The organism is Pantoea sp. PNT03, assembly GCF_014852515.1.
GTDB lineage: Bacteria > Pseudomonadota > Gammaproteobacteria > Enterobacterales > Enterobacteriaceae > Pantoea > Pantoea leporis.
On record NZ_JACVBT010000003.1, the window covers coordinates 347,778 to 368,497 of the forward strand.

Genomic DNA, 20,720 nt, shown 5'->3' on the forward strand with positions numbered 1-20,720 from the left:
CCTGATTACGGCTAAACGCAGCTGAAATCCCGCGAATGGATTGACACTTTTGCCCAATCGACGTAGGTTACAGGCCCATAATAAAAATGATAATCATTCTTAATAATCTTATCATTTATAGGTGAAAATTATGGTGGAATCTTCCACGTTTGAAAATGCCTGGCTGAAGGATTATTCCGCGCTAAGCCGTGGTTTCCTCTTTACCTCGCCGTGGCGTAGTTTGGCAACGCAAGGATGCTATACCACCGTTACCGCGCCGGTAGATGACGCCGCGTCGCTGGACGGTGATTTCCAACAACAGTTACGTCAGCATTTTGCCGCGGCGAAAAAACAGGGCATCGACAATCCGATTCTGGTCGGGGCGATCCCGTTTGACGTCAGCCAGCCCGCCGCGCTGTTTATTCCTGAATCCTATCAGACGTTTAATCGCGCTGACCTGCAAAACGCGTTGCCGGAAAACGTCAGCGATCTGCCGCAGGTGCGACGTCGCACCGCAGTGCCGGATCACGATGTGTTTACCACGATGGTGGCAGATGCGGTGGCGGCCACGCAGCGCGGCGATCTGGATAAAGTGGTGCTGTCGCGTCTGATGGATATCGTTACCGAACAGCCGGTTGATACCGCAGCGCTGATGCAGCGCGTGATTGCGCAGAACCCCAACAGCTACCATTTCCATCTGCCGCTGCCGCAAGGCGGTGCGCTGATTGGTGCCAGTCCGGAGCTGATGCTGCGCAAACAGGGGCGCGATTTTAGCTCTTGTCCGCTGGCGGGCTCAGCGCGGCGCAATCACGACGATGCCCAGCAGGATCGTGCCGCTGGCGATACGCTGATGGATTCCGGCAAAGATCGTCATGAGCACAAACTGGTGACCGACGCGATGCGCGACACCTTGCAGCCGCGCAGCCGTTTGCTGTCGGTGCCGACCATTCCGTCGCTGATTACCACCGCCACGCTGTGGCATCTCGCCACGCAAATCGACGGCGAAGTGCAGGATGAGCGCGAAAATGCGCTGTCGCTGGCCTGCCTGCTGCACCCGACGCCTGCGTTGAGCGGTTTCCCCCATCAGCGCGCGCAGCAGCTTATTCAGCAGCTGGAACCTTTTGATCGCCAACTGTTTGGCGGCATCGTCGGCTGGTGCGATAGCCAGGGCAATGGCGAATGGGTGGTCACCATCCGCTGCGGCACCGTGCATGGCACGCGGGTGCGCCTGTTTGCCGGTGCGGGCATCGTGGCCGACTCACAACCCGAATCAGAATGGCGTGAAACCGGCGTGAAGCTGGACACCATGTTGCGCGCCTTTGGACTGCAATAAAGGAAAGAACATGAGCATTCCCTATACTCGCTGGCCGGACGACCTGGCTGCGCGCTATCGCGAAAAAGGTTACTGGCTGGATGTGCCGATGACCGACATTCTGACGCGTCATCAGCATAATGATGCCATCGCGGTGATTGATGGCGATCGTCAGATCAGCTATCGCGAAATGGACGTGCTGAGCAGCAACCTGGCCGCCGCGCTGCAGCGTCGTGGCCTGCAAAATGGCGATACTGCGCTGGTGCAGCTTGGCAACGTGGCCGATTTTTATGTCACGGCATTTGCGCTGTTTAAGCTCGGCGTAGCGTCAGTATTTGCGCTGTTCAGCCATCAGCGCACCGAACTAAGCGCCTATGCGGCGCAGATCGAACCTAAACTGCTGATTGCCGATCGCACTCACACGCTGTTTGCTGATGATAGCTTTATCAACGCGCTGTGCGCCGCGCAGCCTTCGCTGCAGCAGGTGATTCTGCGTAATGACAACCAGCCGGAAAATACGCTGGAAGCGCTGATGGCGGAAGCTGCGGGTGATTACCTCGCCACACCAACCGCCGCTGATGAAGTGGCGTTTTTCCAGCTCTCCGGCGGCAGCACCGGCACGCCGAAGCTGATTCCGCGCACCCACAACGACTATTACTACAGCATTCGCGCCAGTGATGAGATTTGTCAGGTGACCGCCGATACGCGTTATCTCATCGCCCTGCCCGCGCCGCATAACTTTGCCATGAGCTCCCCGGGTTCGCTCGGTGTGTTTTATGCCGGTGGTCAGGTGATTCTGGCTGCCGATCCCAGCGCCACGCTCTGCTTCCCGCTGATTGAGAAGCATCAGGTCACCGATACCGGTTTGGTGCCGCCGGCGGTGAGTTTGTGGCTACAGGCGATTCAGGAATGGGGCAGTAATAAACAGCTGGCTTCGCTGCAACGCATTCAGGTGGGCGGCGCCAAGCTGGGCGAAACCCTTGCGGCACGTATTCAGCGTGAAATTGGCTGTCAGCTGCAGCAGGTTTTCGGCATGGCCGAAGGTCTGGTGAACTACACGCGCTTTGGCGATGATGAGAACATCATTCTCACCACGCAAGGCCGCCCGATCTCTGAAGATGACGAAGTGTGGGTCGCTGACGAGCACGGCAACGCGCTGCCAACCGGCACCATCGGTCGCCTGATGACGCGCGGCCCCTACACCTTCCGTGGCTATTACAAGAGCCCGGAACATAACGCCGCCAGCTTCGACGCCAACGGGTTTTACTGTTCGGGCGATCTGATTGAGATCGACGCGCAGGGCTACATCACCGTGCAAGGGCGCGAAAAGGATCAGATCAATCGCGGTGGCGAGAAGATCGCCGCGGAAGAGATCGAAAACTTGCTGCAACGCCATCCGGATGTGATCCACGCCGCGCTGGTGTCGATGAACGACGAATTGATGGGTGAAAAGAGCTGCGCCTTTATCGTTGCCAGCCAACCGATCAAAGCGGTGGCGTTGCGTCGTCACCTGCGAGAACTGGGCGTGGCCGAGTTCAAATTACCTGACCGTATTACCTGCGTCGATGCCCTGCCGCTGACGCCTGTCGGCAAGGTGGATAAAAAACGTTTACGCCAACAGCTTGCCGACCAACAAGCGCAAGCCTGACCTGTTCCGGAGATTGTAATGGCTATTCCAAAACTGAACGCTTACGCGCTGCCCGCAGCGACTGAACTGCCAACCAATAAAGTAAAGTGGACGCTTGAGCCTCAGCGTGCCGCGCTGCTGATTCACGATATGCAGGCTTACTTCCTTAATTTCTGGGGCGAAAACAGCCCGCTGGTTAATCAGGTGGTGGAAAACATCGCTCGTCTGCGTGCTTACTGCAAAGCGCAGGGCATACCGGTGTTCTATACCGCTCAGCCGAACGAACAGAGCGATGCCGATCGCGCACTCCTCAACGACATGTGGGGACCGGGCCTGAACAAACATCCGGATCAGCAGAAGATCGTGGATGCGCTGGCGCCGGATCAGGACGATCAGGTACTGACCAAATGGCGATACAGCGCCTTCGTGCGCTCACCGCTGGAATCGATCCTGCAGGAGATGGGCCGCGATCAGTTGATCATCACCGGCGTGTACGCGCATATCGGTTGCCTGACCACCGCGACTGACGCCTTTATGCGTAATATCCAGCCGTTTATGGTGGCGGATGCGCTGGCCGACTTCACGCGCGAAGAGCACATGATGGCGCTGACTTACACCGCAGGTCGCAGCGGTAAAGTAGTGATGACCGCCGACCTGATGCCGCTGCCGTTGAGCAAAGACGATCTGCGTGCGCTGATTCTGCCGCTGCTGGAAGATGACGATGTACCTGCAGATGACGAGAACCTGATCGATTACGGTCTGGATTCAGTACGCGTGATGGCGCTGGCGGCGCGCTGGCGTCAGGTGCACAGCGACATCGATTTCGTCAGTCTGGCAAAAAATCCGACCATCGATGGCTGGTGGGCGCTGTTATCACGGGTGCCAGCTAAATGAGTGCAACTTTCGATTTCAGTGGAAAAATCGTCTGGGTAACTGGCGCAGGCAAAGGGATTGGTTACCACACCGCGCTGAGCTTCCATCAGGCGGGCGCGCAGGTTATCGGCTTCGATCTGCGTTTCGATCAGGCCGACTATCCTTTCGCCACGCAGGTGCTGGATGTGGCGAACGCCGCCGAGGTGAAAGCAGTTTGTCAGCGTTTGCTGGCAGATCAGCCACGTCTCGATGTGCTGGTGAACGGTGCCGGCATCCTGCGTATTGGCAGCACCGACGAACTGTCGTTCGACGATTGGCAGGCGTGTCTGGCGGTGAATGCCGGCGGCGCGTTCAACCTGTTCCAGCAAACCTTGCCGGTGTTTCGCCAGCAGCGTGCGGGTGCGATTGTGACTATCGCCTCTAATGCGGCACATGCGCCGCGCCTTGGTATGTCCGCTTATGGCGCTTCCAAAGCGGCGTTGCGCAGCTTGTGTCTGACCGTGGGTTTAGAGATGGCGCCTTACGGCGTGCGCTGCAATATCGTTTCTCCGGGTTCCACCGATACCGATATGCAACGCAGCCTGTGGCATACGCCAGAAGCCGAGCAGGAGATGATCAATGGTTTCCCGGATCAGTACAAGCTGGGGATCCCGCTGCGTAAGATTGCTAAACCGCAGGAGATCGTTGCTAACGTGATGTTCCTCGCGTCGGATCTTGCCAGCCACGTGGTGCTGCAGGATATTGTGGTCGACGGTGGCGCAACGCTGGGATCCTAAGTTATGGCAATCTGGAAACGTTCGGTCGATGTTGAAACGTTGAATAAGATGGGTGAAAACTCGCTGGTGGCACACGTTGGCATTGTGTTTACCACCATCGGTGAAGATTATCTCGAAGCCACCATGCCGGTGGATGCCCGCACGCATCAGCCGTTTGGCCTGCTGCACGGCGGCGCTTCTGTGGTGCTGGCGGAGTCGATGGGATCGATTGCCGGTTATCTCAGCATCGAAGAAGGTAAAAGCGTGGTGGGGATTGAGGTGAGCGCCAGCCACCATCGTGCAGTAAGCAGCGGTGAAGTGCGCGGTATTTGCCGCCCGTTACACCTTGGTGCGCGTAATCAAAGCTGGCAGATTGAGATTCGTAACGCCCGCAATCAGCTGTGCTGCACCTCGAGATTGACGGTGGCGGTGCTGGGTTAAGACATAAAAAAAGCGGCCTTCGGGCCGCTTTTTTGTACGATTAACGCTGGTAAATGATTTCGACGCCTTCGTCGTCCTCTTCGTCCCAGTCGTCATCCCAGTCGTCGTTTTCTTCCACTTCCTGCGCCGTTTCCATGGCTTCACGGTGATAATCATCCCACATGAAGGCCACTTTCTCTGGCTCTTTAGCTTCTTCTTCGGCTTCTTTTGGATTTTCGATGATAAAGCTCATCACATCCCAGCAAAGATCTTTCACGCCATCATGGCTAGCCGCAGAGATTAGGTAATATTTTTCTTCCCAGCCTAATGCTTCCACTACCGCTTTGGCACGGCTTTCCGCTTCTTCGCGGCTCAGCAGGTCACATTTGTTGAATACTAACCAGCGCGGCTTCTGGAACAGTTTATCGCTGTATTTCTCCAGTTCGCCGAGAATGATGCGGGCATTTTCTACCGGATCAGATTCATCGATAGGGGCAAGATCGATCAGGTGCAACAGCACGCGGCAGCGCTCAAGGTGCTTCAGGAAGCGAATACCCAGACCTGCGCCATCCGCTGCGCCTTCAATCAGGCCCGGAATGTCGGCGACAACAAAGCTCTTTTCATTGTCCATACGCACCACGCCAAGGCTTGGCACCAGCGTAGTGAACGGATAATCCGCAACTTTGGGTTTCGCTGCGGATACCGAGCGAATAAAGGTCGATTTACCGGCATTCGGCAGACCCAACATACCAACGTCAGCCAGCAGCATCAGTTCCAGTTGCAGATCACGCTTCTCGCCCGGTGTTCCCATGGTTTTTTGACGCGGGGAACGGTTAACTGAGGATTTAAAGCGCGTGTTACCAAGGCCATGCCAGCCGCCTTTCGCCACCATCAGCTTCTGCTCATGACGCGTCATGTCGCCCAGCGTTTCGCCGGTACCCTGGTCAATTACGCGGGTACCAACGGGCACTTTAACGATAATGTCTTTACCACGTTTACCGGTGCAATCACGGCTTTGGCCATTCTGGCCACGTTCGGCACGGAAAGACTTTTCAAAGCGATAATCGATCAGGGTGTTGAGGTTTTCATCCGCCAACAAATACACGTCGCCGCCGTCGCCGCCGTCGCCGCCATCCGGGCCGCCTCTTGGAATATATTTTTCACGGCGGAAGCTTACGCAACCATTGCCACCATCACCCGCGACCGCAAGGATCGTCGCTTCATCTACAAACTTCATTTTATTTCTCCGTCACGCTGTCGTTCACGGCAGCTTGCAGGCCGCAAACGGGTCCGCCAGGGTCTTCTGCGCTGACCGACGGCGGATAATACAAGACTGGCAAAGCCAGGAGTACATAAATTGTACAACAACTGTGCTAAAGCGTAACTGTTATCCAGCAAGCTCAGTAGCAGAATGTAAAAAGCCCCGCAAAGCTGCGGGGCCTTTCATTCGTGTATTCAGACGTTAGACGTCTGCAGCACGACAACCTTACTCAGCAACGATGCTGATATATTTACGGTTGTTCGGGCCTTTAATCTCGAATTTTACTTTGCCGTCTGCGGTTGCAAACAGGGTGTGGTCACGACCACAACCTACGTTGCTACCTGCGTGGAATTTAGTGCCACGCTGACGAACGATGATGCTACCTGCCAGAACAGATTCGCCACCGAAACGTTTTACACCCAGACGTTTTGCGTTGGAGTCGCGACCGTTACGGGTCGAGCCACCAGCCTTCTTATGTGCCATTTGTCAGATCTCCTCTTACGCGCCGATCACAGTGATTTTCACATCTGTGAACCACTGACGGTGACCAGCTTGCTTACGGTAGTGTTTACGACGACGAAACTTAACGATTTTAATTTTCTCGCCACGACCGTGAGCAACAACTTCTGCCTTGATCACACCGCCTGAAACCAGTGGCGCGCCGATTTTCACGTCTTCGCCATTTGCGATCATCAGAACCTGGTCAAACTCAATGGTTTCACCGGTTGCGATGTCCAGCTTTTCCAGGCGAACGGTCTGACCTTCGCTTACTCGGTGTTGTTTACCACCACTTTGGAAAACCGCGTACATATAAAACTCCGCTTCTGCGCGTGCCTTTCTATTCATCAGGCGGCGCGATAAATATTCACAATAGGGCGCGAATTCTACGCAATACTCCAGCAGAAGACAAGAGCACTTTGCACTCTCTTGCAGAAAAAAAGCGCAAGGCGAATGCAAACGTTTCGCAACCCGATTTTTCAAGTACAATCAGTAACAGATTACCTGAACTCACGCTGTGTAAAGCGCTTACCATGCAAAAAACGAGTAAAGCTGAAAAGACGAATGAACTTAGAACAGATTAATGAATTAACCGCGCAGGACATGGCGGCCGTCAACCAGACCATCCTCGAGCAGCTGAATTCAGAAGTCTCACTGATTAACCAGTTGGGCTATTACATCATCAGCGGCGGGGGCAAACGCATCCGTCCGATGATCGCTGTGCTGTCGGCACGCGCGCTGAATTATCAGGGATCGTTGCACATCACTAATGCGGCGCTGATCGAATTTATCCATACGGCGACGCTGCTGCACGATGATGTGGTGGATGAATCCGATATGCGCCGTGGCAAAGCCACCGCTAACGCCGCGTTCGGTAATGCGGCAAGCGTGCTGGTGGGCGATTTTATCTATACGCGCTCATTCCAGATGATGACCAGCATGGGATCCTTAAAGATCCTTGCGCTGATGTCGGAAGCGGTCAACGTGATCGCCGAAGGAGAAGTGCTGCAGTTAATGAACTGCAACGATCCCGATATCACTGAAGAGAGCTATATGCGGGTGATCTACAGCAAAACCGCTCGCCTGTTCGAAGCTGCTTCGCAAGCGTCGGCGATTTTAGCTGAGGCGACGCCCGCGCAGGAAAAGGCGTTACAGGATTATGGTCGCTACCTTGGAACCGCTTTCCAGTTAATTGATGATTTGCTGGATTACAGCGCAGATGGTGAAACGCTGGGCAAAAATACCGGTGATGACCTGAGCGAAGGTAAACCGACGCTGCCATTGCTGCACGCGATGCACAACGGAACGCTTGAGCAGGCACAGATGATCCGTAAAGCCATTGAAGAAGGTAACGGTCGTCATCTGCTGGAACCGGTGCTGGCAGCGATGCAACAGACTGGCTCGCTGGAGTGGACGCGCAAACGCGCTGAAGAAGAGGCAGATAAAGCCATCGCAGCACTGCAGGTATTACCCGAAAGCCCGTGGCGCAGCGCCCTCGAAGCGCTGGCGCACATGTCAGTACAGCGCGATTTCTGATTTCAACGGGGGCCTTCTCTGGCCCCGTTTCCTTCCTCACTCTTCTCCCTTTTTACTTACATCTCTTGCATCGCTTTTGCGAAAAGCGACGCAGTTTCGTGCGCCGGCCAAACATTTACTGGAAAATTACGGGAAACATTTGCTATAAAAACGCGGGTTTTTTCCAGATATCTCTGCCACGGGAGAGCCTTTTTACAGCGGAGATGAAGTAATAACACGGACACGGAGAAGAGAGTTATGTACACAAGGAAAGCGGATTGGCACCCGGCAGATATCATTGCTGCATTACGTAAGAAAGGCACATCACTGGCAGCGCTGTCACGCGAATCAGGGCTCAGCTCCTCAACGCTGGCCAATGCGCTGTCGCGTCCCTGGCCCAAAGGTGAGTGGCTAATCGCCAATGCGATCAAGGTTCATCCGGCAGACATCTGGCCAAGCCGATATTACGATCCTGTTACCGGCCAGTTATTGGATCGCAAGAAGTGCATACGATCGCCGAAGGATCGTAAAAAGATCTGACTGTAATACCAATGAAAAAAAACCAGCCGCGTTGCCGTGACTGGTTTTTTTGATCTACGAAGCAGAAATTATTCGCCGCTTACGCGCTCGATATTTGCACCCATCGCTTTCAACTTATCTTCGATGTGCTCGTAGCCACGGTCGATGTGATAGATACGATCCACTATCGTGGTGCCTTCCGCGATACAACCCGCCAGCACCAGACTCGCTGATGCACGCAGATCGGTGGCCATCACCTGCGCGCCCGACAAGGTTTCTACGCCATGACAAATCGCTGTATTGCTCTCAATTTCCGCGTGCGCGCCCATACGAATCAGCTCAGGGATATGCATAAAGCGGTTTTCGAAGATGGTTTCGGTAATCACACCGGTACCTTCTGCCACCAGGTTCAACAGTGTGAACTGCGCCTGCATGTCAGTAGGGAAGCCAGGATGCGGCGCGGTACGGATATTCACCGCTTTTGGACGCTTACCGTGCATATCCAGGCTGATCCAATCTTCGCCCACTTCGATCTCTGCACCAGCCTCACGCAATTTAGACAGCACGGCATCCAGCGTATCTGGCTTCGTGTTGTGGCAAACAACTTTGCCCCGTGAAATGGCTGCTGCGACCAGGAATGTACCGGTTTCGATACGATCTGGCAGCACGCGATAAACGCCGCCGCCCAGACGCTCAACACCTTCAATGGTGATTTTGTCTGTGCCCGCGCCGGTGATTTTCGCACCCAGCGTGTTGAGGAAGTTTGCCGTATCGACAATCTCCGGCTCACGCGCGGCGTTCTCAATGATGGTGATGCCGGTGGCCAGCGTGGCCGCGCTCATGATGGTAACGGTAGCGCCGACAGACACTTTATCCATCACGATATGCGCGCCCTTCAGACGGCCATTGACAGAAGCTTTAACGTAGCCCTCTTCCAGCTTAATTTCCGCACCCAGCTGTTCCAGGCCAGTAATGTGCAGATCGACTGGGCGTGCACCGATAGCGCAGCCGCCCGGCAGTGAAACCTGGCCCTGACCAAAACGCGCCACCAGCGGACCCAGCGCCCAGATCGAAGCACGCATGGTTTTCACTAAATCGTATGGCGCACTGAAAACATTAACTTCGCGAGCATCAACGTGGACCGAACCATTGCGCTCAACGCGCGCACCCAGCAGATTCAGCAGCTTCATGGTGGTATCGATATCACGCAGCTTCGGTACGTTCTGAATCTCTACCGGCTCTTCAGCCAGCAGCGCAGCAAACAGAATCGGCAACGCAGCATTCTTCGCCCCGGAAATGGTCACTTCACCACTTAAACGGGTGGGGCCTTGCACACGAAATTTGTCCATTAACACCGCTCTCAATTATCTATCAATAAAACAACCGGTGAGGCACTTAAAAACCGTTGAGTTTACGGTCGCGCGCCCACTCGGCTGGGGTATAAGTTTTGATGGAAACCGCATGAATACGGTTATCCGCAATATATTCCATCAGCGGCGCGTACACAGCCTGCTGCTTCTTCACGCGGCTCAGTTCGCCGAACATTTCGCCCACCGCGATGACCTGAAAATGGCTGCCATCGTTGCTGAGTACGTGTACTTCTTCTAATGCCAGCGCCTGCATCAGCACGGCCTGAACTTCACTATTTTCCATCGCTCGTTACTTCACTTAATAATAATAAGGCTGCCATCTTAGAGGAAAGCGCCTGACTCTTAAATACGCAAAAGCCCCTGAAAAAATCAGGGGCTTAGCATCGACATCCGCAGATCAGGCGATTTTTTCCGCAGAAACAATAATCTGCTGCAGGTTATACAGTGTGATCAGCGACTGGAGTTTATCGGAGATTCCAGAGAAAAGTGGCGCGCTGCCTTGGGCACGCGCAATTTCACTCAGATGCACCAGCAGCGCTAAACCTGCTGAATCCACCCTTTCCAGCCCGGCGACATCAATGGTGGTGATATCCGCCACCGCAGTGTCACGTTCCTGCCACAAGGTCAGCAAAGTATCACGATCTAATTTGCCGCTTAAGGCCAGCGTGCTGGCAGTGCGCTGCCAGCTTAACGGTTCACTCATTATTGCTTTTTATCCAGGGTGATCGGCTGTGCGGCATAGGTTTTCAGCTGAGCCGTCAAGCCATCAATGCCTTTGGTACGCAGCAGATCGCCCCACTCATTCTGTTTCGTGGTGATCATGCTGATGCCTTCGGCCACCATATCATACGCCTGCCAGTTGCCGGTTTGGCTGTTCTTACGCCACTGGAAATCGAGACGCACAGGCGGACGCCCATTAGGATCGATGATGGTGACGCGAATCGCCACGATATTGGCATCGCCAATCGGCTGCTCCGGCTGAATCTGGTAGGTTTGACCATTGTACAGCGCCAGCGCCTGGCCGTAAGCCTGTGCCAGATAATCACCGAACGCGGCAAAGTAGGCATCACGTTGCGCCGGTGTCGCATCGCGATAATAGCGACCAAGAACCAACGCACCGGCATATTTTATCTGTACGTACGGCATCAGTTCCTGACGTACCACTTCGCGCAGATAGTTCGGATCCTGCTTAATCTTCGGCTGTTCGTTTTTCAGGCGGGTGAAGGTCTTTTCCGCCGCTTCGTTCATCAGCTTGTAAGGATTAGTTTGATCCGCTGCGGCGTTGGCTGCCAGCGGTGCGATTGCCAACAGGGCAATCATCAGTAAACGTTTAAACATCATGTTTTACCTCGTAGGTTATTCCGTTGTTGCAGGTGCTGCCGGTGCACTCTGCGCACCCTGTGATTTATCGTCAGATTTATTATCGCCGCTTTTATAGAGGAATTGACCGATCAGGTCTTCCAGCACCAGCGCCGACTTGGTGTCACGCAGCGTGCCGCCATCTTTCAGCATAGAAGAGCCAAGCTCGGGATCGTCAAAACCTAAATTCAGCGCCAGGAACTGCTCACCGAGCAGGCCTTGAGTGCGGATGGCTAATGAGCTGGTGTCGGGAATTTTATCAGCGTATTTATCGCTAATATCCATGGTCACACGCGGTGAGAGGGTTTTCTCATCCAGCGCAATATCTGACACCCGGCCAATCAACACGCCGCCAATTTTCACCGGAGAACTGACTTTCAGTCCGCCGATATTATCGAAGGTGGCATACATCTTCCACGTTGGTTCGGTGCCGATAGTTTTGAGATCGGCAACGCGCAGGCCGAGGAATAACAGCGCCAGCAGCGCAGCCAGCATGAAGACGCCAACCCAGATTTCGTTTTTCTTGCTTTGCATTGCATCAATTCCCAAACATCAGTGCTGTCAGCACAAAATCCAAACCGAGTACCGCCAGTGAAGCATGCACCACGGTACGCGTTGTCGCACGACTGATCCCTTCCGAGGTCGGGATGGCATCATAGCCATTAAACAGCGCGATCCAGGTTACCGTGACGGCAAAGACTGCGCTTTTGATCATGCAGTTAACGACATCAGTGCGGAAATCTACCGCGTTCTGCATCGCCGACCAGAAGAAACCGGGATCGATCCCTTTCCAGCTCACGCCAACCAGCGCGCCACCGGCAATACCAACGGCGGTAAAGATCAACGCCAGCAACGGCATGCTGATAAATCCGGCCCAGAAGCGCGGTGATACCACGCGACGTAGCGGATCGACGGCCATCATCTCCATGCTGGAGAGCTGTTCGGTGGCTTTCATCAGCCCGATTTCAGCGGTTAACGCTGAACCCGCACGGCCTGCAAACAGCAACGCCGTGACGACCGGACCGAGCTCACGCAGCAGCGAGAGCGCCACCAGCATGCCAAGGCTGGTTTCCGCATTGTAAGTGGTGAGCACCAGATAGCCTTGCAGCCCCAGCACCATGCCAATAAACAAGCCAGATACCACGATGATCAGTAACGATAACACGCCCACGCTATACAGCTGTTTCACCAGCAGCGGCGCATGGCGACGAAACGCCGGCTTACCGACTAACGCATGAAATAACATGAGGCCTGCGCGGCCAAAAGCGGCACAGGTATTGATTCCCTGACGTCCAAATGACGCTAGCGCCTGTAACAACATCAGTTTACGTTCTCCCTGAGCGGGTCAAGTCGCTGAGATAATCGCCAGCGGCAAAGCGGAAAGGCACCGGACCATCCGCATGACCCTCGATAAACTGGCGCACACGCGGATCGGGATTTTCCCGCAGTTCCGGCGCGCTACCCTGAGCAATGATTTTTTGTCCGGCAACAATATAGGCATGATCGGCAATGCTCAAGACCTCAGGCACATCGTGTGAAACCACGATGCAGGTCAGGCCCAGGGCATGATTCAGTTCGTCAATTAACTTCACCAGCACGCCCATGGTAATCGGATCTTGGCCGACAAAAGGCTCATCGAACATGATCAGTTCGGGTTCCAGCGCGATAGCGCGCGCCAGCGCCGCACGGCGGGCCATACCGCCAGAAAGTTCGGCAGGCATTAGTTTAGCGGCTCCACGCAAACCCACCGCTTCCAGCTTCATCAATACGGTGCTGTGCAACAGCTCTGGCGGCAGCTGCGTATGTTCACGCAACGGCCAGGCAACGTTTTCATACACGTTGAGATCGGTAAACAGCGCGCCGGACTGAAACAGCATGCTCATTTTTTTACGCGCTTCGTACAATTTGGTGCGGGAAAGCATCGGGATATTTTGATCGCGGAACCAAATCTCGCCTTTATCGGGCTGTAATTGCCCACCGATCAGACGCAATAATGTGGTTTTGCCAATTCCAGACGGGCCCATAATCGCGGTGACTTTACCGGCAGGTACCGTTAACGAGATGTCGTCGAAGATAGTACGATCTCCGCGCGTGAAACTGACGCCACGAACCTCAACCAGATTCGTTTGCTGCTGGATCATCTTTACCTCTTTATGCGGATCGGGCGCTATCAAAGCTGTGGATGGTAGCCTGGTAGCCTCGAATGCACGATAGTTTTACAGAAACTTACCCACTTAGTGTGGCGAAAACGGCCTTAAAATTTACTTTTGCCTCTCAGACAGTCAAAATCAGCGCCTGTTAGTGCGTGCAGAATGTTTTTACCCGTCGGACAAGGTTCGCCGACACCTCCATCCATCAAGGATTTTTAATGTTCGTAGCCTCTGCCTTGCTGTTTATCGGATTGATATTACTGGTTTACGGTGCCGACCGTTTGGTATTTAGCGCCGCGATCCTCTGTCGATCCTTTGGCATCCCACCGCTGATCATTGGTATGACGGTGGTGAGCATTGGCACATCATTACCGGAATTGATCGTCTCGTTTTCGGCCGCACAGCATGGGCAGATGGATTTAGCGGTTGGCACCGCGTTGGGCTCGAACATCACCAATATTCTATTAATTCTGGGCGGCGCGGCACTGCTCCACCCATTGACAGTACACTCCAATCTGATTCGGCGCGAATTGCCATTAATGCTGCTAGTCTCACTGCTCAGCGGCATCATGCTGTTTGATAACTATTTAAGTCGACTCGACGGCATAGCGTTACTGCTGATTGCATTGGGTTATCTGCTGGTGGTGATTCGCATTGCTCGCCGTGCTGAACGCGATAACAACGACACGCTAACCCGCGAACAGCTGGCGGAGCTGCCGCGCGATGAGGCAGGCAACACCGTGGCCTTTCTGTGGCTGGCGGTTGCACTGATTATTTTGCCGATGTCGACGCGTATGGTGATCGACAACGCTACCGTCTTTGCCGACTACTTTGGTGTGAGCGAACTGGTGATGGGCCTGACGCTAATCGCCGTCGGCACCAGTTTGCCCGAACTGGCCACCGTGGTGGCTGGCGCGCTGAAAGGTGAGGACGATATCGCGATCGGTAACCTGATCGGCGCCAATATTTTCAATCTGGCGATTGTTCTCGGCCTGCCGGCGCTGATTCATCCCGGCAGCGTTGATGCGCATGCCTTCGCACGTGATTACTGGGTGATGCTGGCAGTGAGCGTACTGTTCGCCCTGCTCTGCCTGCTGCGCAAACGCCGTATTGGTCGTATCGCAGGCACACTATTATTAGGTGGTTTTATCGCGTGGGTGCTGTGGCTATGGCTGAGCCCCATGCTTATCACAAGCTATTAAGGACGGACTGACCATGTCACATCAGCAACCGGATTTCGATTTTCAGCAAGCAGGCAAAGCGGTGCTGCGCATCGAACGCGAAGGGCTGGAGCAGCTTGATCAATATATCAATGATGATTTCGATCGCGCCTGCGCGATGATCTTTGCCTGCCGCGGCAAAGTGGTGGTGATGGGCATGGGCAAATCCGGGCATATCGGGAAAAAAATGGCCGCGACTTTTGCCAGCACCGGTACACCCTCGTTCTTTGTGCATCCCGGCGAAGCCAGCCACGGCGATCTCGGGATGGTCAGCACCAATGATGTGGTTATCGCGATTTCTAACAGCGGTGAATCCGGAGAAATCCTTGCGTTGGTGCCGGTGTTAAAGCGTCAGAAAGTGCAGCTGATTTGTATCACCGGCCGTCCTGAGAGCGCGATGGGCCGCGCTGCAGATGTGCATCTGTGCGTGAAAGTGCCGCAGGAGGCTTGTCCGCTCGGCCTGGCACCAACCACCAGCACCACCGCGACTTTAGTGATGGGCGATGCGCTGGCCGTGGCGTTATTGGAAGCGCGCGGATTTACCCAGGAAGATTTTGCGCTGTCGCATCCCGGCGGTGCGCTGGGCCGCAAACTGCTGCTACACGTTAGCGATATCATGCACAGCGGCGATGAGATCCCGCACGTAAGCCGTGATGCGTCGATGCGGGATGCGCTGCTGGAAATTACCCGTAAGAATCTCGGTTTGACGGTGATCGTCGATGACCTAATGAAAATCGAAGGCATCTTCACCGATGGTGACTTGCGTCGCGTGTTTGATATGGGCATCGATTTCCAGAAAGCCACCATTCAGGAAGTGATGACCAGCGGCGGCATTCGCGTGCGCCCCAATATGCTGGCCGTTGACGCCCTTAATTTGATGCAAAACAAAAACATCACCGCCCTGCTGGTGGCCGATGACGATCGCCTGCTCGGTGTGGTACATATGCATGACATGCTGCGCGCTGGCGTGGTCTAACAGGAAGAAATAATGAGTGCTGAAACGGCGATGGTCGAGACTTGCTACGGTCCGGTGAGCGCGGACGTCATGGCGCGTGCTGCGAAGATTCGCCTGCTGATTTGTGACGTTGATGGCGTGATGTCCGATGGCGTCATTTATATGGGCAACAGCGGTGAAGAGCTGAAAGCTTTTAACGTGCGTGATGGTTATGGCGTGCGTTGCCTGCTGACCTCCGGCGTCGAAGTGGCTATTATTACCGGCCGCAAAGCAAAACTGCTGGAAGATCGCTGTAAGACGCTCGGCATTACGCATCTTTACCAGGGACAATCGGATAAGCTTTTGGCCTGGCGGGAACTCCTGGATAAACTGTCATTAACGGCCGATCAGGTCGCCTACATTGGCGATGACCTGATCGACTGGCCGGTAATGGCGCAGGCGGGTTTGAGCGTTGCCGTTGCTGATGCTCACCCGATTTTACTGCCGCGCGCGCATTATGTGACCCGCATTGCCGGTGGCCGCGGTGCGGTACGTGAGTTGTGCGATCTGATTTTGATGGCGCAGAACAAATTTGAGGATGCCAAAGGGCAATCAATATGAGTAAGAGCAGGCGTTGGATGACGCTGATCCTGGCCTTGATCGCCTTAGTGCTGATCGGCTGGAATCTCACCAACCAGGATGACGACAGAACGCCGGTGGCAACCAACGATCAAGCGCCAACCTACACCAGCGAGAAATCGAACACGGTGGTGTATAACCCCACAGGCGCGCTGGGCTATAAGCTGGTCTCCGATAAAGTGACCTACTTTGCTGCCGATGAGATAAGTTGGTTCGATAATCCGGTGATGACCACCTATGACGTTAATAAAGTGGCGACATGGTCGGTGCGCGCCGATAAGGCAAAGCTGACCAAAGATCGTATGCTTTATCTTTACGGCAACGTTGTAGTCAATTCTTTGACTCAGGATTCACAGCTTGAGCGCATCCTTACCGATAACGCTCAGGTTAATTTGGTCACCCAGGATGTGACATCTGACGATCAAGTCACCCTTTTTGGCCGCAGTTTTAATTCCACTGGCATGAAAATGCGCGGCAATTTACGGACGAAACATGCTGAGCTGCTTGAAAAGGTCAAAACTTCCTATGAAATTCAAAATGAACAAAAATAGCCTTAAGTTATTGCTGGTGAGTACGCTGCTGGCAACGAGCCTGCCTGCGCTGGCATTAACCGGCGACTCAGACAAACCGGTAAATATCGACTCCGTTAACCAGGCGTTGGATCTGCAGGGCAACGTCGCGACCTTTACCGGCAACGTAATTGTGACGCAGGGTTCCATCAAGATTACCGCCGATAAAGTGGTGGTCACTCGTCCGGGCGGCGATAGCAAAAAAACCATTGTTGATGCTTACGGCACGCCAGCCACCTTCTATCAGATGCAGGATAACGGTAAGCCGGTGCAAGGCCACGCAAGTAAACTGCACTATGAATTGGCGAACGATTTTGTTGAGCTGACCGGCAATGCCTTCATTCAGCAGCAGGACAGCAACATCAAAGGCGACCGCATCACTTACCTGGTGAAAGAGCAGAAGATGCAGGCGTTCAGCCAGGGCGACAGCAAGCGCGTGACTACCGTTTTGGTACCGTCGCAGCTGCAGGACAAAAACGGTTCGTCCGCGAGCCCTAAAAAGAGTAACTGATTGCTATGGCTACACTAATCGCTGAAAACCTGGCGAAAGCCTACAAAGGCCGCCGCGTGGTGGAAGATGTTAGCCTGCAGGTAAAATCCGGCGAGATTGTCGGCCTGCTGGGCCCAAACGGTGCCGGTAAAACCACCACCTTTTACATGGTGGTGGGTATTGTGCCGCGCGATGCCGGCCGCATCGTGATTGATGATGAAGACATCAGCATTCTGCCGCTGCATGCGCGCGCCCGTCGCGGCATCGGCTATCTGCCGCAGGAAGCCTCGATCTTCCGTCGCCTGAGCGTGTACGACAACCTGATGGCTGTGCTGCAGATCCGTGATGATTTAACCGAAGAACAGCGTCAGGATCGGGCCAACGAGCTGATGGAAGAGTTCCATATTGGCCATCTGCGCGACAGCATGGGCCAGGCGCTGTCGGGTGGTGAACGCCGTCGTGTGGAAATTGCCCGCGCGCTGGCGGCTAATCCGAAATTCATCCTGCTGGACGAACCTTTTGCCGGTGTTGACCCGATCTCGGTTATCGACATCAAGAAAATCATCGAGCATCTGCGTGACAGCGGCCTTGGCGTGCTGATTACCGACCACAACGTGCGTGAAACCCTCGCGGTGTGTGAACGCGCTTATATCGTCAGCCAGGGACATTTAATTGCCCATGGCACGCCTGATGAAATTCTTGTAGATGAGCAGGTTAAGCGTGTTTATTTGGGCGAAGAGTTCAGACTCTGATAAGGTGTTGTAACACCCTACGTTTGCTTAGGAAATTCTTACCGAATTATGAAGCAAGGTTTGCAACTCAGGCTCAGCCAACAGCTGGCGATGACTCCACAGTTGCAGCAAGCCATTCGCTTGCTGCAACTCTCTACGCTTGAACTCCAGCAAGAACTGCAACTGGCGCTGGAAAGCAATCCGCTGCTTGAACAAACCGAACTGCACGAAGAAGTTGACGCACGTGAATTTCAGGATCAGGAAAGTGATTCGTTAGACACGCGCGAAGCGCTTGAGCAGAAAGATATGCCTGAAGAGCTTCCGCTCGACGCTACCTGGGACGAAATCTACACCGCAGGCACACCGTCAGGCACCGGCACCGATTACCAGGATGACGAACTGCCGATCTACCAAGGCGAAACCACCCAATCGCTGCAGGATTACCTGATGTGGCAGGTTGAGTTAACGCCGTTCACTGATACCGATCGCGCGATTGCCACGTCAATTGTTGATGCCATTGATGACACCGGCTACCTCACCGTCAGCTTACAAGACATTTATGACAGCATTGGTGATGAAGAGCTGGCGCTGGAAGAAGTCGAAGCCGTGCTCAAGCGCGTGCAGCGTTTTGATCCAATCGGCGTCGGTGCACGTGATTTGCGTGATTGCCTGTTAGTCCAGCTGTCGCAATATGCTGCCGACACGCCCATGCTGGCGGAAGCACGCCTGATTGTTAGCGAACATCTCGATCTGCTGGCCAACCATGATTTCCGCAGCCTAATGCGCGTAACCCGTCTGAAGGAAGAAGTGCTGAAAGAGGCGATGCTGCTGATTCAGTCACTCGATCCGCGCCCAGGCCAGTCAATTAACACCAGCGAACCGGAATATGTCATTCCCGATGTTCTGGTGCGCAAAATCAGCAAGCGCTGGACGGTTGAACTCAATTCGGACAGCATGCCGCGCCTGAAAATCAATCAGCAGTATGCGGCGATGGGCGGAGCTGGCCGTAATGAAAGCGATAACCAGTTTATTCGCAGCAACTTACAGGAAGCCAAGTGGCTGATTAAGAGCCTGGAGAGCCGCAACGACACGCTGCTGAAAGTGACACGCTGTATCGTTGAACAGCAGCAGGCGTTTTTTGAGCAGGGTGAGGAGTACATGCGTCCGATGGTGTTGGCGGATATCGCTCAAGCTGTTGATATGCATGAATCCACCATTTCCCGCGTGACCACGCAAAAGTATTTACACAGCCCGCGTGGCATCTTTGAACTGAAGTATTTTTTCTCCAGTCACGTCAACACCGAAGGCGGCGGCGAAGCCTCTTCCACGGCGATTCGTGCATTAGTGAAAAAATTAATCTCGGCGGAAAACCCCGCAAAACCCTTGAGCGACAGCAAACTGACCTCCATGTTGTCTGAACAGGGCATCATGGTTGCGCGACGTACGGTTGCTAAATATCGCGAGTCTTTATCTATACCGCCATCAAACCAGCGCAAGCAATTGGTTTGACCGAACGAAGAAGGAAGACCTATGCAGCTAAACCTTACCGGACTTAATGTTGAAATTACCGAACCTCTGCGTGAATTTGTAAATACCAAATTTGCCAAACTGGAACATTATTTTGATCGTATCAATCAGGTTTATATTGTTCTGAAGGTAGAGAAGGTGACGCAGGTTGCGGATGCAACACTGCACGTTAACGGCGGAGAGCTGCATGCCACATCGGAAGCGGAAGACATGTACGCGGCCATCGACGGGTTAATCGATAAACTTTCCCGTCAGCTGACCAAACACAAAGACAAACTGAAAAAACACTAACCTTCACGCTTGCAGAGTGCTGACTGATTCGGCACTTAGAGCATAAATGGGGCGGAACTTACCGCCCCGTTTTGTCATCTGCGCAAGCGCCAGCGGGTGAACGGTAATGAAATCAATTGCCTGAAACTCGCGGCTATGTGAACTCGCAAGTGAAACGATGATGAACAACGATCTAACACTGGAATTGAGCTCGGTCCTATCACTGGACTGTACCCGTAGCGGCGTACACTGCCAGAGTAAAAAACGCGCGCTGGAGATTATCAGCGAGCTGGCAGCGAAGCAGCTCAATCTGCCGCACCAGACGCTTTTCGAAGCCATCCTGACCCGCGAACGCATGGGCAGTACCGGTATTGGTAACGGCATCGCCATTCCACATGGCAAGCTGGAAGAGGACACCTTACGCGCTGTCGGCGTGTTTATTAGCCTCGATCAGCCTATCGCTTTTGATGCGGTAGATAATCAGCCGGTTGACCTGCTGTTTGCCCTGCTGGTACCCGCGGACCAGTGTAAAACCCACTTACACACGCTTTCGCTGGTTGCCAAACGCCTCGCAGATAAAACCGTCTGTCGTCGTTTGCGCGCGGCACAGAGCGACCAAGAGCTCTACGCCATTATCACAGAAGCTCAGGAAGCACACTCTTAAGCGAGAAACACTTTTACCGGCGTATTCGCCGGTTTAAA

Annotated in this window: 26 protein-coding genes; 16 read left to right on the top strand and 10 right to left on the bottom strand. The window is 54.1% G+C overall.

The genetic code is table 11. The features are described 5' to 3' along the window. Positions 1 to 130 precede the first annotated feature (130 nt). From IB226_RS13350 to IB226_RS13370, 5 genes are read left to right on the top strand one after another with little or no spacing between them, the layout of a single operon-like run. Complete coding sequence (locus IB226_RS13350; protein WP_137385051.1) at positions 131 to 1,312, top strand: isochorismate synthase; 1,182 nt, start codon at positions 131 to 133, stop codon at positions 1,310 to 1,312. A 10-nt stretch (positions 1,313 to 1,322) separates the two neighbouring features. Next, positions 1,323 to 2,939 carry a (2,3-dihydroxybenzoyl)adenylate synthase gene (locus IB226_RS13355; RefSeq protein ID WP_192235876.1) on the top strand — a complete coding sequence of 539 codons (1,617 nt, stop codon included), beginning with the start codon at positions 1,323 to 1,325 and terminating at the stop codon, positions 2,937 to 2,939. 18 nt (positions 2,940 to 2,957) lie between these two features. After that, a complete protein-coding gene (locus IB226_RS13360) occupies positions 2,958 to 3,812 on the top strand; it encodes an isochorismatase (protein ID WP_192235878.1) in 855 nt (284 codons plus the stop codon). Beyond that, complete coding sequence (dhbA, locus tag IB226_RS13365) at positions 3,809 to 4,567, top strand: 2,3-dihydro-2,3-dihydroxybenzoate dehydrogenase (RefSeq protein ID WP_192235880.1); 759 nt, start codon at positions 3,809 to 3,811, stop codon at positions 4,565 to 4,567. The genes IB226_RS13360 and dhbA overlap by 4 nt, the downstream gene beginning before the upstream one ends. 3 nt (positions 4,568 to 4,570) lie before the next feature. Continuing rightward, the gene (locus IB226_RS13370; RefSeq protein WP_192235882.1) at positions 4,571 to 4,987 is read left to right on the top strand and encodes a hotdog fold thioesterase; all 417 of its coding nucleotides are present in this window, start codon (positions 4,571 to 4,573) and stop codon (positions 4,985 to 4,987) included. Between the two features lie 40 nt (positions 4,988 to 5,027). Here IB226_RS13370 and cgtA read toward each other — a convergent pair whose 3' ends face one another. The 3 genes from cgtA to rplU all read right to left on the bottom strand — a co-directional run bounded on the left by cgtA (position 5,028) and on the right by rplU (position 7,037). Further along, entirely contained in the window at positions 5,028 to 6,203 is a 1,176-nt protein-coding gene (gene cgtA, locus IB226_RS13375; protein WP_192235884.1) for an Obg family GTPase CgtA, read from the bottom strand. A 249-nt stretch (positions 6,204 to 6,452) separates the two neighbouring features. Continuing rightward, positions 6,453 to 6,710 carry a 50S ribosomal protein L27 gene (gene rpmA / locus IB226_RS13380; protein WP_007886647.1) on the bottom strand — a complete coding sequence of 86 codons (258 nt, stop codon included), beginning with the start codon at positions 6,708 to 6,710 and terminating at the stop codon, positions 6,453 to 6,455. Between the two features lie 15 nt (positions 6,711 to 6,725). Beyond that, a complete protein-coding gene (rplU, locus tag IB226_RS13385) occupies positions 6,726 to 7,037 on the bottom strand; it encodes a 50S ribosomal protein L21 (protein ID WP_007886644.1) in 312 nt (103 codons plus the stop codon). A 252-nt stretch (positions 7,038 to 7,289) separates the two neighbouring features. Here rplU and ispB point away from each other — a divergent pair, with 252 nt between their 5' ends. Next, entirely contained in the window at positions 7,290 to 8,261 is a 972-nt protein-coding gene (gene ispB, locus IB226_RS13390) for an octaprenyl diphosphate synthase (RefSeq protein ID WP_101762272.1), read from the top strand. A 237-nt stretch (positions 8,262 to 8,498) separates the two neighbouring features. Further along, complete coding sequence (locus IB226_RS13395) at positions 8,499 to 8,780, top strand: helix-turn-helix domain-containing protein (protein ID WP_101762273.1); 282 nt, start codon at positions 8,499 to 8,501, stop codon at positions 8,778 to 8,780. 68 nt (positions 8,781 to 8,848) lie between these two features. Here the strand turns inward: IB226_RS13395 and murA are convergent, their stop codons facing one another. The 7 genes from murA to mlaF form a co-directional block, all read right to left on the bottom strand. Beyond that, on the bottom strand, positions 8,849 to 10,108 hold the full coding sequence (gene murA, locus IB226_RS13400) for a UDP-N-acetylglucosamine 1-carboxyvinyltransferase (protein ID WP_110868080.1): 1,260 nt from the start codon (positions 10,106 to 10,108) through the stop codon (positions 8,849 to 8,851). Between the two features lie 46 nt (positions 10,109 to 10,154). After that, positions 10,155 to 10,412 (bottom strand): BolA family iron metabolism protein IbaG, encoded by a 258-nt coding sequence (gene ibaG / locus IB226_RS13405; protein WP_008104351.1) that lies wholly within the window; start codon positions 10,410 to 10,412, stop codon positions 10,155 to 10,157. Positions 10,413 to 10,526: 114 nt separating this feature from the next. Beyond that, the gene (gene mlaB, locus IB226_RS13410) at positions 10,527 to 10,832 is read right to left on the bottom strand and encodes a lipid asymmetry maintenance protein MlaB (protein ID WP_192235886.1); all 306 of its coding nucleotides are present in this window, start codon (positions 10,830 to 10,832) and stop codon (positions 10,527 to 10,529) included. Continuing rightward, positions 10,832 to 11,467 (bottom strand): phospholipid-binding protein MlaC, encoded by a 636-nt coding sequence (gene mlaC, locus IB226_RS13415; protein ID WP_101762276.1) that lies wholly within the window; start codon positions 11,465 to 11,467, stop codon positions 10,832 to 10,834. Before mlaC ends, mlaB begins: the two co-directional genes overlap by 1 nt. An 18-nt stretch (positions 11,468 to 11,485) precedes the next feature. Beyond that, on the bottom strand, positions 11,486 to 12,022 hold the full coding sequence (gene mlaD / locus IB226_RS13420; protein WP_137385047.1) for an outer membrane lipid asymmetry maintenance protein MlaD: 537 nt from the start codon (positions 12,020 to 12,022) through the stop codon (positions 11,486 to 11,488). A gap of 4 nt (positions 12,023 to 12,026) precedes the next feature. Then, positions 12,027 to 12,809, bottom strand: coding sequence for a lipid asymmetry maintenance ABC transporter permease subunit MlaE (mlaE, locus tag IB226_RS13425; protein WP_007886633.1), 783 nt, complete (start codon positions 12,807 to 12,809; stop codon positions 12,027 to 12,029). A 4-nt stretch (positions 12,810 to 12,813) separates the two neighbouring features. Further along, positions 12,814 to 13,629, bottom strand: coding sequence for a phospholipid ABC transporter ATP-binding protein MlaF (mlaF, locus tag IB226_RS13430; protein ID WP_192235888.1), 816 nt, complete (start codon positions 13,627 to 13,629; stop codon positions 12,814 to 12,816). Positions 13,630 to 13,856: 227 nt separating this feature from the next. Here mlaF and IB226_RS13435 point away from each other — a divergent pair, with 227 nt between their 5' ends. The 9 genes from IB226_RS13435 to ptsN all read left to right on the top strand — a co-directional run bounded on the left by IB226_RS13435 (position 13,857) and on the right by ptsN (position 20,682). Further along, positions 13,857 to 14,840, top strand: a complete 984-nt coding sequence (locus IB226_RS13435; RefSeq protein WP_101762278.1) for a calcium/sodium antiporter — start codon at positions 13,857 to 13,859, stop codon at positions 14,838 to 14,840. 13 nt (positions 14,841 to 14,853) lie between these two features. Continuing rightward, the gene (kdsD, locus tag IB226_RS13440; RefSeq protein WP_110868082.1) at positions 14,854 to 15,834 is read left to right on the top strand and encodes an arabinose-5-phosphate isomerase KdsD; all 981 of its coding nucleotides are present in this window, start codon (positions 14,854 to 14,856) and stop codon (positions 15,832 to 15,834) included. 12 nt (positions 15,835 to 15,846) lie between these two features. Then, complete coding sequence (kdsC, locus tag IB226_RS13445; protein ID WP_101762280.1) at positions 15,847 to 16,413, top strand: 3-deoxy-manno-octulosonate-8-phosphatase KdsC; 567 nt, start codon at positions 15,847 to 15,849, stop codon at positions 16,411 to 16,413. After that, positions 16,410 to 16,982, top strand: coding sequence for an LPS export ABC transporter periplasmic protein LptC (gene lptC / locus IB226_RS13450; protein WP_101762281.1), 573 nt, complete (start codon positions 16,410 to 16,412; stop codon positions 16,980 to 16,982). Before kdsC ends, lptC begins: the two co-directional genes overlap by 4 nt. Further along, a complete protein-coding gene (gene lptA / locus IB226_RS13455) occupies positions 16,957 to 17,511 on the top strand; it encodes a lipopolysaccharide ABC transporter substrate-binding protein LptA (protein ID WP_036648348.1) in 555 nt (184 codons plus the stop codon). Before lptC ends, lptA begins: the two co-directional genes overlap by 26 nt. A 5-nt stretch (positions 17,512 to 17,516) precedes the next feature. Next, positions 17,517 to 18,242 carry an LPS export ABC transporter ATP-binding protein gene (lptB, locus tag IB226_RS13460; RefSeq protein ID WP_008104371.1) on the top strand — a complete coding sequence of 242 codons (726 nt, stop codon included), beginning with the start codon at positions 17,517 to 17,519 and terminating at the stop codon, positions 18,240 to 18,242. 48 nt (positions 18,243 to 18,290) lie between these two features. Then, on the top strand, positions 18,291 to 19,730 hold the full coding sequence (gene rpoN, locus IB226_RS13465) for an RNA polymerase factor sigma-54 (RefSeq protein ID WP_101762282.1): 1,440 nt from the start codon (positions 18,291 to 18,293) through the stop codon (positions 19,728 to 19,730). 21 nt (positions 19,731 to 19,751) lie between these two features. Further along, on the top strand, positions 19,752 to 20,039 hold the full coding sequence (gene hpf / locus IB226_RS13470) for a ribosome hibernation promoting factor (RefSeq protein WP_101762283.1): 288 nt from the start codon (positions 19,752 to 19,754) through the stop codon (positions 20,037 to 20,039). A 160-nt stretch (positions 20,040 to 20,199) separates the two neighbouring features. Continuing rightward, positions 20,200 to 20,682 (top strand): PTS IIA-like nitrogen regulatory protein PtsN, encoded by a 483-nt coding sequence (ptsN, locus tag IB226_RS13475; RefSeq protein WP_176970221.1) that lies wholly within the window; start codon positions 20,200 to 20,202, stop codon positions 20,680 to 20,682. Positions 20,683 to 20,720: the final 38 nt, after the last annotated feature.